The following is a 16,689-nucleotide window of genomic DNA, read 5'->3' as shown; positions in this document are numbered from 1 at the left end:
CGGTTCCGCTCGCTTAGACGGCGGTGCCGCCGACCGTCAGGCCGCCGATCTTGAGGCTGGGTTGGCCGATGCCGACGGGCACGCCTTGTCCGGCCTTGCCGCAGACGCCGACGCCCGGATCGAAGGCGAAGTCGTCGCCAACCATCTGAATCTTGGTCAGGGCCGTGGCCCCATCGCCGATCAGGGTCGCGCCGCGGACGGGTGCGGTGATCACCCCGTCCTCGATCAGATAGGCCTCATTGCACTGGAACACGAACTTGCCGTTGGTGATGTCCACCTGACCGCCCGAGAAGTTGGCGGCGTAGAGGCCGCGCTTCGTATTGGCGATCATGTCGGCCTTGGAGTCTCGGCCGCCCTCCATGAAGGTGTTGGTCATGCGCGGCATCGGCATATGGGCGAAGGACTGGCGCCGGCCGTTGCCGGTGGCGGCGACGCCCAACTGCCGCGCCGACAGCCGGTCATGCATCAACCCGACCATGATCCCGTCCTCGATCAGCACAGTGCGCGAGGTGGGCGTGCCCTCGTCATCGACCGACAGCGAACCGCGCCGTCCGGCGATCGAGCCGTCATCGACCACGGTGACGCCGGGGGCGGCGACGCGCTGGCCCATCATGTCGTTGAAGACCGACGACCCCTTGCGGTGGAAGTCGCCCTCGAAGCCGTGGCCAATGGCCTCGTGCAGCAGCACGCCGGGCCAGCCGGCGCCCAGGACCACGTCCATCTCGCCCGCCGGACAATCGACGGCGTCCAGATTGACCAGGGCCTGACGCAGGGCCTCGTCCACCTGGGCCTGCCAGCGTTCGGGCGCGACCCAGGCCTCGAATCCGGCCCGGCCGCCGGCGCCGGACGAGGCGCTCTCGCGCTTGCCGTTCTGTTCGACGGTGACGGAGACGTTCAGCCGGACGAGGGGGCGAACATCGCGCACTGCCCGTTCGTCGGCGCGCAGGATTTCGATGGCGCGACGTTCGCCGATCAGGGAGGCGGACACCTGGACCACACGCGGATCGCGGGCGCGCGCCCAGGCGTCGATCTCGGCCAGCAAGGCGATCTTGTCGGAGAAGGCGGGCGAGGCGAGGGGATCGACCTCGCCATACAGTTTCTGATTGGTGGCGCGGGGCCCTTCGGCGACCCGGGCCTCATGCCCTTGTTTGGCCAGAGCCGCGCTGTCGGCGGCGCGACGCAGGGCGGCGGCCGAGATCTCGTTGGCGTGGGCGTAACCGGCCGTCTCGCCTGCTACGACCCGCAGGCCGAAGCCCTCGGTCGCGTCATAGGCGGCGGACTTCAGCCGACCGTCGTCGAACACCAGGCTCTCGCTCTCGGACCGCTCCAGGAACAGTTCGCCGTCGTCGGCGCCGGCCAGGGCCGTCTTCAGGATCGACAGGGCTTCGTCAGTATCGACGCCGGCGGCGTCGAGGATGGGCGGCGGGGAGGCGTGAACGGTCATGGCCTGTAGGTAGGGGCTGAAGGCCGTTTCGTCACCTGCCCGGCGCGCGAAACCGCCGATCAGTCCAGCGGCTGGGGCCGCGTCACCACCGGACCGTCGGGATCGCTGCTCGACGGACGTGCAGCGGTCGGGGCGGGCGTCGGGGCCGTCGGCACGATCACCAGCGGCTCGGTCGTGACGGTCGGAGCCGGCGTGGACGGCGCCGGGGTGGCCGTCGTCGGCGCACGCGTCGTCGGTTGCGTCGTAGCGGCCGGCGCCTGGGTCTGGTTCTGCGTGCGGGGCGCGGCCGTCGTCGAGCGCGGCGTCGTCGTTGCCGGCGCGGAAGAGGCGGGGGCGGGCGTCGCGACGGGCGTCGCAGCAGGCGCGGGCTGTTCGGTGGCTGCGACAGGGGCGGCGTCGGCAGGAATCGTATCGGCCGGCGGGGCGGTCAGAGGCGCATCGGCGGCGACGGCGGGCGTGGACGTCGCCGGGGTCGAGGCGGGACGCGTCGCGAACCACAGGCCCCCTCCGGCGACCAGCAGGGCGACCACCCCGACCCCGACATAGAGCGGCAGGCGCGAGGTATTGGCGGGCGCTCGGGCGAAGCTGGGCGTGATCGGCGCAGCCGCGGGCGCTACGGCGGGTCTGGCCGCGACCGCTGGGGCGGCGGCGAGAGGTTCGGCCGCGACCGGCTTCGGCGAAGGGGCCGGCGTCGTCTCGGGCGCGGGCAGAGGGCGCACGGTCAGATCGGGTTGCGCGGCCGGCGCCGCCTGCGACCTGGGCTGCGGCGGCGTTGGAGTTTGGAGTTGAGGCTGGGCCTGGGCCGGGCGCGCCGTCGGGATCAGCGAACCGCCCAGGATGCTTGCCCCCTGCGGACGAGGCGCGGGACGCGGCGCGGGATTGGCGGGCGTCGTCTGACCCTTGGCCGGCGCGACGCCGGAGGCCAGGCTCTGGGTGTGGATCGAGGCCTGCTGTTGTTGCGGCGTGGGCTTGCGCGGCGGCGGATTGGGAATGCGGTCCAGCGGATTGGGCGCGACCGGCACCGGTCCGACGTGGAAGGTCGTCGCGGGCATACGCCCCCAGGTCACCGGCTTACGGGCGAAAGGCTGGGGCGGGGTCTTCTGGTCGTCGGACATGGTCTTCTCAATCGCTGGCGATCTGGCCCGTTTCGTGACGGATCAGTTCTTGAGCCGGTAGCCGGTCTTGAACATCCACATGACAATGCCCAGGCAGACGGCGAAAAAGCCCAGGGTGGCGGCGACGCTGACGCCGATGGCCACATCCCCCTGACCATAGAAGGCCCAGCGGAAGCCCGAGATCAGATAGACCACAGGGTTGAACAGGGTCACGGTGCGCCAGCCGTCCGGCAGCATGTCGATGGAATAGAAGGCGCCGCCCAGGAAGGTCAGGGGCGTCACGACCAGCATCGGGATCATCTGAAGCTGCTCGAACCCATTGGCCCAGACCCCGATGATGAAGCCGAACAGGCTGAAGGTCACTGAAATCAGGATCAAGAAGGCCATCATCCAGACCGGATGCAGGATCTGCAGCGGCACGAAGAAGGCCGCCGTCGCCAGAATGATCAGGCCCAGCACCGCCGACTTGGTCGCCGCCGCGCCGACATAGGCCAGCACGATCTCCAGCGACGACACCGGCGCCGACAGGATTTCGTAGATCGTCCCCGTGAACTTGGGGAAGTAGATGCCGAACGAGGCGTTGAAGATCGATTGGGTGAACAGGCTGAGCATGATCAGCCCCGGCACGATGAAGGCGCCGTAGGGCACGCCGTCCACCTGCTGCATCCGGCTGCCGATCGCGCCGCCGAAGACAACGAAATACAGGGCCGTGGTGATGACGGGCGTGACCACGCTCTGCCATAGGGTGCGCAGCGCCCGCGCCATCTCGAAGCGATAGATGGCCCAGACGCCGTATCCGTTGAAGGTCATGCCGCGGCTCCGTTCTGGTGGACCAGGCTGACGAAGATGTCTTCCAGCGAGCTCTGGCGGGTGTTCAAGTCCTTGAAGCCGATGTTCAGCGCCTCAAGCCGGCGGATCAGCGAGGGCACGCCGGTGTCGTCGGCGTTGGCGTCGAAACTGTACTCCAGCTCGCCGCCCTCGTTCTTCAGCGTCAGGTCCCAGTCGGACAGGTCGGCGGGCAGGGCCGCCAACGGCTCGATCAGGTTCAGCGTCAGGGTCTTCTTGCCCAGCTTCTTCATCAGGGCCGACTTTTCCTCGACTAGGATCAGTTCGCCCTTCAGGATCACGCCCACCCGGTCGGCCATTTCCTCGGCCTCCTCGATGTAGTGGGTCGTCAGGATGATGGTGACGCCGCGCTCGCGCAGCTTTCTGACCATGGCCCACATGTCGCGGCGCAGCTCGACATCGACCCCGGCGGTCGGCTCGTCCAGGAAAAGGATGTCGGGTTCGTGGCTCAGGGCCTTGGCGATCATCACCCGCCGCTTCATCCCGCCCGACAGGGTCATGATCTTGGCGTCACGCTTGTCCCACAGCGAAAGGTCCTTCAGCACGCCCTCGATGAAGGCGGGGTTCGGCGCCTTGCCGAACAGGCCCCGACTGAAGGTGACGGTGGCCAGCACTGTCTCGAAGGCGTCGGTGGTCAGCTCCTGCGGCACCAGACCGATCTTGGTGCGGGCGGCGCGGAAATCGGATTGGATGTCGTGGCCGTCGGCGACCACGGTCCCGGTCGTGGGCGTGACGATGCCGCAGACGATGGAGATCAGCGTGGTCTTGCCCGCGCCGTTCGGTCCCAGCAGGGCGAAAATCTCGCCCTTGTCGATCGTCAGGTCGATGCGCTTCAGCGCCTGATGCTCCGACTTGTAGGTCTTGGTCAGGCCGTCGATCTCGATTACGGGCATGGGCTTTCCTTTCCGGCGCGCGCGGCGGCGCGGGCCGGGTGTGGCGGCAATATGGCGTGCCTGACGCCTGACTCAAGTGGCGGCGCCGCTCAATGGACGCCAAGTCGTTGTTAACCCGATTGTCGCACGGTGCCGGCCTGAGTTGAGTTTTGGCAGGAGCTTTCGTGCCGTCCCTGTCCGCCGCCCACCACGCCGCTCTGACGGCGATCGTCGAGGCCTGTCCCGACGCTTCGCTGGGGATGCTGGGCGCGGCTGTGGCGGCGCTGAAGGGCGACAAGGCGGCCGAATTGGCGAACATCGTCGCCGCAGAGGCGCGCGATCGCGCCCGTCGCGGCACGGCCTTCGCCCCACTGCTGCCGCTGTTTCAGCCGCGCGCCGACGGCGTGCCGGCCTTGACCTTTCCGCCTCCGGTTCTGAAACGGGTCTGGCGCGAGGCGGTGCAGGGCGAGGAGAATTTCCTGCCCCTGCTTGACGGCGCCGTGGCCGTGGACGGCGAATGGACCCTGGCCGCCGATCGGCTGTGCGCAAAGGCGGCCGCCGTACTGCGCGACCGGCCGCGCGACGTCTGGCCGGAGTTTCAGCGCCCCGCCGACGACCAGCCGCCATCCACTCCGGTCGAACTGGCCGGCTGTTTCGACCTGACGCCTCTGGCCCGCAGCGCCCTGCCGCGCCTGCCCGTCTGGCTGGAACGCCCAGACGACAACCAGTTGGCGGGGCTGAGGCTGCTGATCCAGGACTGTCTGGCGATGTCGCCGGACGGCGGGCGGCGCATGATCGACATCCTGTTCGCCCATGTGGCGGACGCCGAGCGGATGCTGCGGGTCGTGACCCGGACCAGCCGCCTCGCCGACCGTGAAATCACCCTCAGCCATTCCGAGATGGGCGTCTTCGTCGAGCGGCTGCTCACCTCCGTTCAGGCGCGGGTGCAGAAGATCGCTGGCGTGGTCCGATCGTCGCTGGGCGAGACCGCGATGCTGGGCGTGGTGGACGACGTCAACTGGTGCGCCGGCGTGCTGGCCGAGATGGACCTCAGCCTGCAGGTGCGGCCCGATTCCAGCTGGGGCAAGGCGGCGCGGATGGCGCGGGTGCAGGTGTCGGGCCAGCTTTCCGGCCTGATGAAGTCCGCCACCAGCGCCGTCCACGCGGCCCTGCCGATGAAGCGTCAAGTCATCACCGGCCGCATGACGCGTATGTCGCCCTGGCTGGAGGCGCCGGCCGAGGGCGAACCGATCGAGGCGGCGGCAGCCCTGCTGGCGGCGGTGGCGGCCCTGCGTGGCGCGGCCGTCACCTTCGGCTGCGAAGCCGATCGCTCGGGATTGAAGGCCGACCTGACCGACTATCTCTCCACCTGGTCCGACGAGGCGCTGAACAGTCTGTCGGACGGCGAGGCCGAAGATCCGGACCATGTGCTGCGCCTGATCGGGGTCGCGGCGCGGTTCCTGACCGTGATCGAGGCGCTGGAGGCGGCGCGCGCGGTCAGGCGACGCGCAGCCTCAGCGGAAATGGCGCGGCTGGGCTGAAACGACGCCTCGCCGGACGTTCGCGGATGGGTTAGACGGCGAAGATGATCGTGTTCTGGATAATGACGGGACTGGCGGCGGCCCTGGCCGCCCTGCTGGTGCTGACCGGCGCGCGGCGCGGCGCCGATCCGGCGGCTGGAGCCGAAACCCAGGCCGGCTCGCGCGAGATCGAGGAACTGGATCGGTTGAAGGCACGCGGCCTGCTGGACGAGGCGGCCTATGCGGGGGCGCGCGCCGAGGCGGGGCGGCGGCTTCTCGCCGTTTCGGCGACCACGACCCCGGTGGCCGGCGCCCGAGATCGGTTCTGGGTGCTGGGCGGGATCGGCGTGACGGTCGCGGGCGCGCTGGGCCTCTATGTCTTCACCGGCTCGCCCGGCCTGCCGGATCAGGCCTATGAGCGGCGCGTCGACGATTGGGCCGCCAATCTGGATCGGCTGGAGCCAGCGCAACTGGCAGCGGTGACCGCGCGGGTCGTTCAGGAACGGCCCCAGGATCGGCAGGCGCTGGCCATGCTGGGCGCGGCCCGGTTTGCCGCCGGCGATCCGCTGGGCGCCGCCTCCGCCTTTCGCCGCCTGATCGCCCTGGACCCTCGCGACGCCCAGGCCTGGGCGCGACTGGGCGAAAGCCTTGTCGTCGCCAACGACAACCAGATCGGCGGCGACGCCGAGGCCGCCTTCCGCGAGGCCATGAAACTCGACCCTGATCAGCTCGGCGCGCGCTTCTTCCTGGGGGAAGCGGCGTTGCGGCGCGGTGACGCCGCCGAGGCCCGCACCCTGTGGACGCCCCTGATCGCCGCGCTCGACCCGGCCGATCCGCGCCGTCTGGATCTGGAACGCCGACTGCCGAAGGGCGGCGCGCAATGACGCGTTGGTCCTGCGCGACGACGGCGGTATATGCCGCCGGTCCGTCCTTGGAATCCGGAATGTCCGTCGCATGAGCTGGCTGCCCAAATCGCCGAAGGCGCGTCGCCGCCTGTGGGTCGTCGCCGCCGTGGCGCCGATCCTGGCGCTGGCGGTCGGCCTGTCGCTGTGGGCGATGCAGGACAGCGTGACCTTCTTCTATTCGCCGTCCGAGGCTACCGCCGACAAGGCGCCGGAGGGCCGCAACATCCGCCTGGGCGGTCTGGTCGAGGCCGGCAGCGTGCAAAAGACCGGCGACGGCGTGGTCGCCTTCGTCGTCACCGACAATGCCGCCACGACCCGCGTCGTCTATCACGGCGACCTGCCCGACCTGTTCCGCGAAGGGCAGGGGATCGTGGCGCAAGGGGCCTTCGGCGCCGACCGCACCTTCCACGCCAGCCAGGTCCTGGCCAAGCATGACGAGAACTATATGCCGCGCGAGGTCGCCGACCGTCTGAAGGAAAAAGGCGAGTGGCGGCCGGACGGCTCCGAAACGCGCTCAAGTAGGCCGCAGGCCGATAGCGCGCCGACGCGCTTATGATCGCCGAGCTTGGGGCCTTCGCCCTGGCGCTGGCGCTGGCGCTGTCGATCCTGCAAACCGGGCTTTCGGCGGCCGGACGCGCGCGGCGCAGCCCGGTCTTGGCCGGGGCCGCCCAGGGCGCGGCTTTGGCGGCGGCGGCGGCGGTCGCGCTCAGTTTCGCAGCCCTGATCTACGCCTTCGTCGTGTCGGACTTTTCGGTCTCCAACGTCGCGGCCAACAGCCACACCGACAAGCCGATGCTCTACAAGGTCGCCGGCGCCTGGGGCAGCCACGAGGGGTCGCTTCTGTTGTGGTGTCTGGTGCTGACCGTCTTCGGCGGGGCGCTGGCGCGGGCGCGCGGCCTGCCGTTCGGGCTGAAGGCCTCGGCCGTGGCGGTACAGGGCGCGCTGGGCTCGCTGTTCCTGGCCTTCGCCGTCTTCACCTCCAGCCCCTTCACCCGTCTGGACCCCGCGCCGTTCCAGGGCGCGTCGCTGAACCCGCTGTTGCAGGACCCGGCCCTGGCCGTGCATCCGCCGCTGCTCTACGCCGGCTACGTCGGGTTTTCGGTCTGCTTTTCCCTGGCCGTCGCGGCGCTGATCGAGGGACGGGCGCAGACCGCCTTCTGGCCCGCCTGGGGGCGCTGGGTCCGACCCTGGGCGCTGGCCAGCTGGGCCTTCCTAACCGTCGGCATCACTCTGGGCTCGTTCTGGGCCTACTATGAGCTGGGCTGGGGCGGCTGGTGGTTCTGGGACCCGGTCGAGAACGCCTCCTTCATGCCCTGGCTTGCGGGCGCGGCCCTGTTGCATAGCGCGGTCGTGACCGAGCGACGCGGGGCGCTAGCGGGCTGGACGGTGTTTCTGGCCCTGCTGGCTTTCACCTTCTCCATGCTGGGCGCCTTCCTGGTGCGCTCGGGCGTGCTGACATCTGTCCACGCCTTCGCCGTCGATCCCCAGCGCGGGCTGATGCTGCTGGCCATTCTCGGCGTCACAGCCGGCGCCGCCTTCGCCCTGTTCGCCTGGCGGGCGCCGCAGCTGAAGGGCGGGGGCCTGTTCGCCCCGGTCAGCCGCGAGGGCGCGCTGGTGCTGAACAACCTGTTTCTGACGGCGGCGGCCGCGACCGTCCTGCTGGGCACCCTCTATCCGCTGATCCTGGAAGCGGCGTCCGGCGCGACCATTTCGGTGGGCCCGCCCTATTTCGCCGCCACCTTCACCCCGCTGATGATGGTCGCCTTCCTGATCCTGCCGGCCGGGCCGCTGCTGGCCTGGAAGCGGGGCGACCTGCCCGGCGCGATGCAGCGCCTGGCCGTCGCGGCGGGTGTGGCGATCGTCGGCGCCCTGGCGGCCTATGCCTTGTGGGAGCCGAGGAAGGCCTTCGCCGCCGCCGGAATCGGCCTGGGTCTGTGGCTGATCCTGGGATCGCTGTCGGAAGTCGCCGAACGCGCCCGCCTGTTCCGCGCCTCGATGGCCGAGACGCTGCGCCGACTGAAAGGGCTGCCGCTGGGCGCCTGGGGCATGACCCTGGCGCATTTGGGGCTGGGCGTCTTCATCCTGGGGGCGGTGGTCGAGACCGGTTTCAAGGCCGAGGCCGCCCGCGCCGTCTCGCTGGGCCAGAGCGTGTCCGCCGGCCCCTGGACCGTCACGCTTGACGACGTGCGCGTCGTCGAGGGGCCGAACTATCTGGCCGAGCAGGGCCGACTGACCGTGCGCGCGACGAACGATCAGGGCCGCGCCAGTACCGTCACGGCCGAGCGCCGCTTCTTCCCCGCCGGCGGCCAGACCACCACCGAGGTCGGGCTCGATTTCCGAGGCCTGGACGACGTCTATGTCGTGATCGGCGAACGCGCGGGCAGTCCCGAACAGCCGGCCTGGGTCGTGCGTCTGTACTGGAACCCCTGGGCGCGACTGATCTTCCTGGGGCCGATGATCATGGCGCTGGGCGGGGTGCTGTCACTGATGGATCGTCGGCTCAGGCTCGGGATCGGCGCGCGCCGACGCAAAACCGCATGAGGCGCTTGGCGATCCTGCTGGCCGCGCCGCTCGTGGCGCTGATGCTGACGGCGGCTGAACCGCCCGCCGCACCCGACCGCCCCTTGGCCGATGCGACCCAGGAGGCCCGGGCCCAGGCCCTGTTCAAGGATGTGCGCTGCGTCGTCTGCCAGCACGAGGCCATCGCCGACAGCCCGGCGGGCGTCGCCGGCGACATGCGCCGCCTGATCCGCGAGGAGATCGTGGCCGGGGCCTCGGACCAGGCCGTGCGCGACGATCTGGTGCGGCGCTTCGGCGACTATGTGCTGTTCACCCCGCCGGTTCGGGCAGGGACCTGGCTGCTGTGGTTCGGCCCGTTCGGTCTGTTGCTGCTGGCCGCCGCCGTTCTGGCCCTGCGCGCACGTCGTCGTCCGGTTGAGGCCGTTCCCCTGACGCCCGAAGAGGAACGCCGGCTGGACGAAGTTCTACGAAATGAGAAGCTTCGCCGCGATCCTGACGCAACCTCGCCTCACGACGGGCGCTAGTCGAGATCAACGATCGGCGGTCGGGATTGGCGCAAAGCCGGTTCGGCCTATATCAATCGCGAAACCGGCGCCCGTCTGGCGCTGGACAAGAGGATCGCAAGGACCACGATGCTGAAGCGCAAGGAGTTCATTCTCGGGGCCGCGGCCGGCCTGACCCTGGCGGCGGCGGCGACCGCCGGCGGCGTCATCAACTGGCCCGGCGCGCACGCGGAACCGCAGGCGGTGAACCGGATCACCCCTGTCCCGGCCAACGGCGACGCCTTCACGCCTCCGCCGGGCGCGCCGAGCAGCTTCGCGACCATCTTCGACCAGGTCTCGCCCGCCGTCGTTCAGATCGACGTGACGGTCAAGGTGGACCAGCCCCAGGGCGGCGCCTTCCAGATCCCCGGCCTGCCTTTCCAGTTCGTGCCGCCGCAAGGCCGTGGCGGTCAGGGCAATGACGAGCCGCAGACGACCCAGGGCGCCGGTTCAGGCTTCTTCATCTCGCAGGACGGCTTCATCGTCACCAACAACCACGTCGTCGCCGACGCGACCGAGATCAAGGTCAAGATGTCGGACGGTCGCGAGCTGCCGGCCCGCCTGATCGGCCGCGATCCCGGCACCGACCTGGCGGTGATCAAGGTCGAGGGCAACGACTTCAAATATGTCAGCTTTGAAGAGACGGCCGAGCCGCGCGTGGGCGACTGGGTCATCGCCATCGGCAATCCCTTCGGCCTGGGCGGCACCGCCACGGCGGGCATCGTCTCGGCCAAGGCCCGCGACATCGATCCGTCGGGCTACAACGACTACATCCAGATCGACGCCGCCATCAACCGGGGCAACTCGGGCGGCCCGACGTTCGACATCCACGGCCGCGTCATCGGCGTGAACTCGGCCATCTATTCGCCCACGGGCGGCTCGGTCGGCATCGGCTTCGCCATTCCGGCGGACACCGCCAAGACCATCACCGAACGCCTGATGCGCGGTCAGTCGATCGAGCGCGGCTATGTGGGCCTGGGTCTTCGCACCCTCAGCCCCGACGGTTGGGAAGCCTTGGGCCAGCCCAAGGATTTCAAGGGCGCTCTGATCGAAAGCGTGACCGAGGACGGCCCGGCCTCGCGCGCCGGCGTTCAGGTCGGCGACCTGCTGGTCGGCGTGAACGGCCAGGCGGTGGCGAACAGCCAGGAAGCTACCCGTCGGGTCGGCGCGGCCAAGCCGGGCGACACCATTCGCCTGGAAGTGATCCGCGACGGTCGTCGCCAGACCTTGAACGTGCGCTCAGGCACCCGTCCTTCGGAAGAGGAGCTCGCTGCGTCGGAAGAGGGCGGAAGCGCCAATCCGGGGCAGAGCCAGCCTGGTCAGGGCGACACGATCGAAGGACTCGCCGTCACCGCGATCACGCCGGCCGCGCGTTCGCGGTTCAGCCTGCCGGCCAGCGTCAACGGCGCCGTGATCACCAACGTCGAACAGGGTTCGGCTGCGGCGCGCCTCGGCTTCCAGCCGGGCTTCGTCATCACTCGCGCCAATGATCGCAACATCACGTCCGCCGCCGATCTGCGCGCGGCGGTGGCGGCGGCCAAACAGGCGGGTCGCCCCAGCATCCTGCTGTTCGTGCGCACGCCTCAGGGCACCAGCCCGGTGCCGTTAAAGTTCGCCGCCGGCGAATGATCGGCATTCTGACCAAGCCTTAACTCGTCAATCGCCGCCGATGCGCTACCATCGGCGGCGATTTTGATTCCGGGAGGGGTTTCAATGCGGATTTTGGTGGTCGAGGACGATGCCGAGGCGGCGACCGCCATGGTGCGGGGCCTGTCCGAAGCCGGACATGAGGTCACCCACGCCGTGGACGGCGCCTTTGGCCTGCTGGAGTCGCAAAAGGGCGGCTACGACGTCTATGTGGTGGACCGGATGATGCCGCGTCTGGACGGCGTCGGCATGGTCGAGACGGTGCGCAAGGGCGGCGATCAGACGCCGGTCCTGTTCTTATCGGCCCTGGGCGAGGTTGAGGACCGCGTCACGGGCCTGAAGGCCGGCGCCGATGACTATCTGGTCAAGCCCTACGCCTTCGCCGAACTGATCGCGCGGGTCGAGGCGTTGGCGCGTCGTCGCGAGACCGGCGGCGTCCAGACCGTGCTCAAAGTCGGCGACCTGGAAATGAACCTGATCGGCCGCACGGTGCATCGCGGCACGACAGAGATCGATCTTCAGCCGCGCGAGTTCCAGTTGCTCGAGTTCCTGATGCGCCACGCCGGCCAGTCGGTGACCCGCACCATGCTGCTGGAAAAGGTCTGGGAATACCATTTCGACCCCCAGACCAACGTCATCGACGTCCACATCAGCCGCCTGCGCTCCAAGATCGACAAGGGCTTCGACCGCGCCATGCTGCAGACCGTGCGCGGGGCGGGGTATCGGTTGGAGGCGTGAGTCTAGTGGCGAGTAGTGAGCGGCGAGTGGCGAGAGGGTGAGACAAGCGGGGCGAACTTGGCTGCATACGGCGCTACGCAACGTTTTGCGTCGGCTTGCTCGCCACTCGTCACTCGCCTCTCGTCACTAAAACCCCATGCGTCTTCCCTCCCTCCTTCGCCGCACGCCGTTCCGGCTGACGCTGCTGTTCCTGGCGCTGTTCGTGGCGGCGGCGGGGGCGATCCTGGCCTATGTCTATTTCGCCTCGGCTTCGGAGGCCCAAGGTCGGGCCAAGGCGGATGTGGAGATCGAGCTGGGCGCCCTGACGGCGATCCACCGCACGCGCGGCATCGACGCCCTGAACCAGGCCTTGGTCGAACGCTCCATCCGGGGCGGCCCGTATCTGTATCTGCTGACTGACAAGGCCGGAAAGACGATCACCGGCAACATCACCGAATCCCCGATCGACATCGACCTCAGCCTGCCGGCCGGCGCCAGCGACTGGGAGACCTTCCGCCTGACCGACACGGACGCCCAGGGTAAGGTCGAGCGGCGTCGCTCCATCGGGGTGATCACCACCCTGGCCGGCGGCGAACATTTGTTCGTCGGTCAGGACATCGGCGACATCGAGGCCTATCTGGCGCGCCTGACCCAGGCCCTGTGGGGCGCCATGGCCCTGGTCATGCTGCTGGGCCTGGCGGGCGGTCTCTACATCAGCCGGCGGGTCGAAAACGCCATGGCCGGGCTGAACCGCGTGGTGCAGTCGGTGCAGGACGGCGACCTCAAGGTCCGTGCGCCCGTGCGCCACACCGGCGACGAACTGGACGAACTGGGCCAGGGGCTGAACACCATGCTGGATCGGCTGGAGGCGTCCATGTCCTCGATCCGCCACGCCGGCGACGCCATCGCCCACGACCTGCGCTCGCCCCTGACGCGGATGCGGGCCAAGCTGGAGGTGGCCCTGATCGACGCCGAAGCCGGCAAGATCGACGGGGTGGACGCCCTGGGCATCGCCCTGGACGAGGCGGACCATCTGCTGAAGACGTTCAACACCGTCCTGGCCATCGCGCGGCTGCAGGCGGGCGGGGCGCCGGATCCCAAGGTCATGGACGCAGCCGACCTCGCCGCCGACATGGCCGAGCTTTACGAACCGGCGGCCGAGGACAAGGACATCGACTTCTCGTCCGAGGTCGAGAACGGGCTGATGATCGAGGGCAACCAGCCCTTTTTGGCCCAGGCCCTGGCCAACCTCATCGACAACGCCATCAAATACACCCCGGCCGGCGGGGCGGTGAAGCTGCGCGCGCGACGGCGCTCGTCTGGCGAGATCGAATATTCGGTCACCGACACCGGACCGGGCGTGCCGGAAGAGGACCGAGAGCGGGTGGTCCAGCGGTTCGTGCGCCTGGACAACAGCCGCACCGAACCCGGCTCGGGCCTGGGGCTTTCGTTGGTCACCGCCGTCGCCGAGGCCCACGGCGGACGGGTCGTGCTGGACGAAGGCCCCGGCGCCTATGGCGACTTCGGACCGGGGTTGCGGGTGGCGCTGGTGCTGCCGCCGGCCTCGACCGGGATGAGCGGATGATGTGATGGCCCATTCAAAAACCTCGATCCCGCTGGCCTACAGCCTCACGCCCGCCGGTCCGGTCACAAACATCGCCGCCGCCGACCGCCTGCACGAAACCCTGACCGAAGCCGCCGACGCCGACGGCTGGCGCGATGCTCTGGACGCCGCCTGGCCCGCCCTGGCCCCCGTCGCCGGCGCCTCGCCCTATCTCGCCGGTCTGATGCGGCGTCGCCCCGCCCATCTGCGAAGCCTGCTGGAAGCCGACCCAGTCGAAGCGCTGGAGCGGATCATTCGCGACACGGACGCGCTGGACGCCGAACCGGACGCGGTGCGCGCCCCGCTGCGGGTGCTGAAGGCCGACCTGCACCTGCTGACCGCCTTGGCCGATCTGGGCGGGGTGTGGGATCTGGAGCAGGTCACCGACGCCCTGTCCCGGTTCGCCGATGCCTCATGCCGCGCCGCCCTGCGCGCGGTCGCCGCCGAACAGAGGGCGCGCGGCCGGTTGATCTCGCCGCCCGGCGATCCGCGCGGCCCCATTCCGGGCCTGTTCGGCCTGGCCATGGGCAAACATGGCGCCAACGAACTGAACTATTCGTCCGACATCGACATCTCCCTCTTCTTCGAGCCGCGCCTGATGGGCCTTGCGCTGCGCGAGGGCGAGGAGATGCAGGACTTCGCCAATCGCGTCGGCAAGGGGATCGCCACCCTGCTGACCGAGCGGACGGGCGACGGCTATGTTTTCCGCGTCGATCTGCGGCTGCGGCCGGACCCGTCCTCGACTCCGCCGGTCGTCGCCGGGCCGATGGCCCTGGCCTACTATGAGAGCGTCGGCCAGAACTGGGAGCGGGCGGCCTTCATTAAGGCGCGGCCGGTCCTGGGCGACATGCGCGCGGCGGGCCGGTTCCTGAAGGCCATGATCCCCTTCATCTGGCGCCGCAGCCTGGATTACGCGGCCGTGCTCGACATCCAGTCGATCAAGAAACAGATCCACGTCCACAAGACGGGCGAGGGACTGCAAGCCGCCGGGGCCAATCTGAAACTGGGTCGCGGCGGCATCCGCGAGATCGAATTCTACGCCCAGACCCAGCAGCTGATCTTGGGCGGCCGCGATCCGGCTTTGCGCAAACAGCGCACGCTGGAGGCGTTGAAGGCTCTGGCCGACGCGCGCCATGTGCCCCAGGCGGTCTGCGAGGAACTGTCCGCCGCCTATGTCGAGCTGCGCGGGCTGGAGCACCGCGTGCAGATGCTAGACGACGAGCAGACCCATCGCCTGCCCGAGGATGACGAGCGCCGCGCCGCCGTCGCCGCCCTGGCCGGTTCGAACGATCTGACCGCCTTCGACGCCCGGGTCGAGGCCCTGCTGGCGCGGGTCAACGCCCGCTATGGTGAACTGTTCGAGGGCGGCGAAGATCTGGACTCCAGCTACGGCAGCCTGGTCTTCACCGGGGTCGAGAACGATCCCGAGACTTTGGAAACCCTACGTCGCATGGGCTTTTCCGAGGCGCCGTCGGTCGCCGACACAATCCGCAGCTGGCACCACGGCCGGATCCCGGCGACGCGCACGGCGCGGGGCCGTGAACTGTTCACCCGCCTGGCGCCGCGCCTGCTGGAGGCCCTGGCCCGATCGGGTGCGCCCGACGAGGCGTTCCGCCGTTTCGCGGTCTTCTTCTCTGGGCTGGCGGCGGGTGTGCAGGTTCAGGCCCTGTTCCTGAACCAGCCCAAACTGTTCGAGATGGTGCTGGGCGTCATGGCCTTCGCACCGCGTCTCGCCCGGACCCTCGGCCGGCAACCGGCGGCGCTGGACGGTGTGCTGGACGCCCGCTTCCTGGTCGATCTGTCCGAAGAGACCGGCCTAACCGAACAGATGCTGCGCGAGGCTGGCGAGACCGAGGATTTCGAGGGGGCCATGAACGCCGTGCGCCGCCTGCATCGCGAGCAGATGTTCCGCATCGGCATCCACGCCCTGACCGGTCGGGCGGGGGCAGAGGCGGCGGGCCGCGCCTACGCCGCCCTGGCCGACGCCGCCATGCGCACCCTGTCGCCCGCCGCCCTGGCCGAGACCGAACGGCTGGGCGGCGCCTTCCCCGGTGCGGTGGCGGTGGTCGCCTTGGGCAAGGCCGGATCGCGCGAGATGACGGCCGGATCTGATCTCGATCTGATGACCCTGTACGAGGCGCCGCCCGAGGCGACCTCCGAGATCAAGGGCTGGACCGCCGACGTCTTCTACGCCCGCTTCACCCAGCGGCTGATCGCGGCCCTGTCGGCGCATACGGCGGAAGGCGGCCTGTATGAGGTGGACATGCGCCTGCGCCCCACCGGCTCCAAGGGGCCGGTGTCGGTGCGGCTGAAGGCGTTTGACGCCTATTACGCCAAGGAGGCGGAGACCTGGGAGTTCATGGTTCTGACCCGCGCCCGCGTGGTCTGGGCCAGCGATCCCAAGTTCGGCGCCCAGGTTTCTGCCGCCATCGAGTCCGCCCTGCGTCGCCCGCGTCCCGGCGTCGATGTCGCCGCCGACATCCGAAAGATGCGCGCCCTGATGGATCGCGAGCGTCGCCCGCACGGCTTCTGGGATCTGAAGCTGTCGCCGGGCGGGCAGGTAGACGCCGAGTTCGCCGCCCAGTTCCGCCAGCTTCAGGCCGCCGCCATCGGCGAGCCGTTGACCCTGTCGACGCTTGAGGCCCTGCACGACGACCCGGTCCTGGCCGAGGCCTGGCGCGTGCAGCAGCGTCTGGCTCATCTTCTGGCCGCCGCCTTCGAGGGGCGGGTCGATCCGGAGGGCGAGCCCGGCGTCTTCCAGCTGCGCCTGGCCGAGGCCGCCGGCGCGCCGGACTTCGACACGCTGAAGACCGAGTTGACCGACTTGCGCGCGCGGGCGCGAAAGGCCTTCGAGCGGGCGGTGCCAGCCAGACTGGAAAAAGAGGGCCGCGACGGAGAATCCGCAACGCCGCGTTCAATCTCCTGACAGGGCAATGTCAAGGGGCGCCAGACGCGCCC

The 16,689-nt window shown here is 69.5% G+C and carries 13 protein-coding genes; 9 read left to right on the top strand and 4 right to left on the bottom strand.

The window, feature by feature from the left end:
* Positions 1-13 precede the first annotated feature (13 nt).
* Genes tldD through ABIC32_RS07755 form a run of 4 tightly spaced genes read right to left on the bottom strand, consistent with a single transcriptional unit; the run spans position 14 to position 4,298 of the window.
* Positions 14-1,444 carry a metalloprotease TldD gene (gene tldD, locus ABIC32_RS07770; RefSeq protein ID WP_354073661.1) on the bottom strand — a complete coding sequence of 477 codons (1,431 nt, stop codon included), beginning with the start codon at positions 1,442-1,444 and terminating at the stop codon, positions 14-16.
* 59 nt (positions 1,445-1,503) lie between these two features.
* Positions 1,504-2,559 carry a hypothetical protein gene (locus tag ABIC32_RS07765; protein WP_354073659.1) on the bottom strand — a complete coding sequence of 352 codons (1,056 nt, stop codon included), beginning with the start codon at positions 2,557-2,559 and terminating at the stop codon, positions 1,504-1,506.
* 42 nt (positions 2,560-2,601) lie between these two features.
* Positions 2,602-3,369, bottom strand: coding sequence for an ABC transporter permease (locus tag ABIC32_RS07760; RefSeq protein WP_039244173.1), 768 nt, complete (start codon positions 3,367-3,369; stop codon positions 2,602-2,604).
* Complete coding sequence (locus ABIC32_RS07755; RefSeq protein ID WP_354073656.1) at positions 3,366-4,298, bottom strand: ABC transporter ATP-binding protein; 933 nt, start codon at positions 4,296-4,298, stop codon at positions 3,366-3,368. The genes ABIC32_RS07760 and ABIC32_RS07755 overlap by 4 nt, the downstream gene beginning before the upstream one ends.
* A 164-nt stretch (positions 4,299-4,462) precedes the next feature.
* Between ABIC32_RS07755 and ABIC32_RS07750 the strand changes: the two genes are divergently transcribed.
* The 9 genes from ABIC32_RS07750 (at position 4,463) to ABIC32_RS07710 (ending at position 16,657) form a co-directional block, all read left to right on the top strand.
* On the top strand, positions 4,463-5,818 hold the full coding sequence (locus ABIC32_RS07750; protein WP_354073654.1) for a hypothetical protein: 1,356 nt from the start codon (positions 4,463-4,465) through the stop codon (positions 5,816-5,818).
* A gap of 44 nt (positions 5,819-5,862) precedes the next feature.
* Positions 5,863-6,681, top strand: a complete 819-nt coding sequence (gene ccmI, locus ABIC32_RS07745; protein WP_354073652.1) for a c-type cytochrome biogenesis protein CcmI — start codon at positions 5,863-5,865, stop codon at positions 6,679-6,681.
* Between the two features lie 70 nt (positions 6,682-6,751).
* The gene (gene ccmE, locus ABIC32_RS07740) at positions 6,752-7,258 is read left to right on the top strand and encodes a cytochrome c maturation protein CcmE (RefSeq protein WP_354073650.1); all 507 of its coding nucleotides are present in this window, start codon (positions 6,752-6,754) and stop codon (positions 7,256-7,258) included.
* Positions 7,255-9,243 (top strand): heme lyase CcmF/NrfE family subunit, encoded by a 1,989-nt coding sequence (locus ABIC32_RS07735; RefSeq protein ID WP_354073648.1) that lies wholly within the window; start codon positions 7,255-7,257, stop codon positions 9,241-9,243. The genes ccmE and ABIC32_RS07735 overlap by 4 nt, the downstream gene beginning before the upstream one ends.
* Positions 9,240-9,746, top strand: coding sequence for a cytochrome c-type biogenesis protein (locus ABIC32_RS07730; protein ID WP_354073646.1), 507 nt, complete (start codon positions 9,240-9,242; stop codon positions 9,744-9,746). The genes ABIC32_RS07735 and ABIC32_RS07730 overlap by 4 nt, the downstream gene beginning before the upstream one ends.
* Positions 9,747-9,854: 108 nt before the next feature.
* Positions 9,855-11,393 (top strand): Do family serine endopeptidase, encoded by a 1,539-nt coding sequence (locus ABIC32_RS07725; RefSeq protein ID WP_354073644.1) that lies wholly within the window; start codon positions 9,855-9,857, stop codon positions 11,391-11,393.
* Positions 11,394-11,477: 84 nt separating this feature from the next.
* Positions 11,478-12,149, top strand: coding sequence for a response regulator transcription factor (locus ABIC32_RS07720; protein ID WP_017504381.1), 672 nt, complete (start codon positions 11,478-11,480; stop codon positions 12,147-12,149).
* A gap of 136 nt (positions 12,150-12,285) precedes the next feature.
* Positions 12,286-13,713: a sensor histidine kinase gene (locus ABIC32_RS07715; RefSeq protein ID WP_354073642.1), complete on the top strand. Its 1,428-nt coding sequence runs from the start codon at positions 12,286-12,288 to the stop codon at positions 13,711-13,713.
* Between the two features lie 4 nt (positions 13,714-13,717).
* Positions 13,718-16,657, top strand: a complete 2,940-nt coding sequence (locus ABIC32_RS07710) for a bifunctional [glutamine synthetase] adenylyltransferase/[glutamine synthetase]-adenylyl-L-tyrosine phosphorylase (RefSeq protein ID WP_354073640.1) — start codon at positions 13,718-13,720, stop codon at positions 16,655-16,657.
* The last annotated feature ends 32 nt before the right edge of the window (positions 16,658-16,689 follow it).

The organism is Brevundimonas sp. 1080 (assembly GCF_040545985.1).
Taxonomy (GTDB): Bacteria; Pseudomonadota; Alphaproteobacteria; order Caulobacterales; family Caulobacteraceae; genus Brevundimonas.
This window is presented reverse-complemented; position numbering and strand designations above follow the sequence as displayed.

What these genes read in the sequence shown, in the direction of transcription:
- tldD (WP_354073661.1), bottom strand. Translation starts at nt 1,444, where the DNA reads ATGACCGTTCACGCCTCCCCGCCGCCCATCCTCGACGCCGCCGGCGTC.
- ABIC32_RS07765 (WP_354073659.1), bottom strand. Translation starts at nt 2,559, where the DNA reads ATGTCCGACGACCAGAAGACCCCGCCCCAGCCTTTCGCCCGTAAGCCG.
- ABIC32_RS07760 (WP_039244173.1), bottom strand. Translation starts at nt 3,369, where the DNA reads ATGACCTTCAACGGATACGGCGTCTGGGCCATCTATCGCTTCGAGATG.
- ABIC32_RS07755 (WP_354073656.1), bottom strand. Translation starts at nt 4,298, where the DNA reads ATGCCCGTAATCGAGATCGACGGCCTGACCAAGACCTACAAGTCGGAG.
- ccmI (WP_354073652.1), top strand. Translation starts at nt 5,863, where the DNA reads ATGATCGTGTTCTGGATAATGACGGGACTGGCGGCGGCCCTGGCCGCC.
- ccmE (WP_354073650.1), top strand. Translation starts at nt 6,752, where the DNA reads ATGAGCTGGCTGCCCAAATCGCCGAAGGCGCGTCGCCGCCTGTGGGTC.
- ABIC32_RS07735 (WP_354073648.1), top strand. Translation starts at nt 7,255, where the DNA reads ATGATCGCCGAGCTTGGGGCCTTCGCCCTGGCGCTGGCGCTGGCGCTG.
- ABIC32_RS07730 (WP_354073646.1), top strand. Translation starts at nt 9,240, where the DNA reads ATGAGGCGCTTGGCGATCCTGCTGGCCGCGCCGCTCGTGGCGCTGATG.
- ABIC32_RS07725 (WP_354073644.1), top strand. Translation starts at nt 9,855, where the DNA reads ATGCTGAAGCGCAAGGAGTTCATTCTCGGGGCCGCGGCCGGCCTGACC.
- ABIC32_RS07720 (WP_017504381.1), top strand. Translation starts at nt 11,478, where the DNA reads ATGCGGATTTTGGTGGTCGAGGACGATGCCGAGGCGGCGACCGCCATG.
- ABIC32_RS07715 (WP_354073642.1), top strand. Translation starts at nt 12,286, where the DNA reads ATGCGTCTTCCCTCCCTCCTTCGCCGCACGCCGTTCCGGCTGACGCTG.
- ABIC32_RS07710 (WP_354073640.1), top strand. Translation starts at nt 13,718, where the DNA reads ATGGCCCATTCAAAAACCTCGATCCCGCTGGCCTACAGCCTCACGCCC.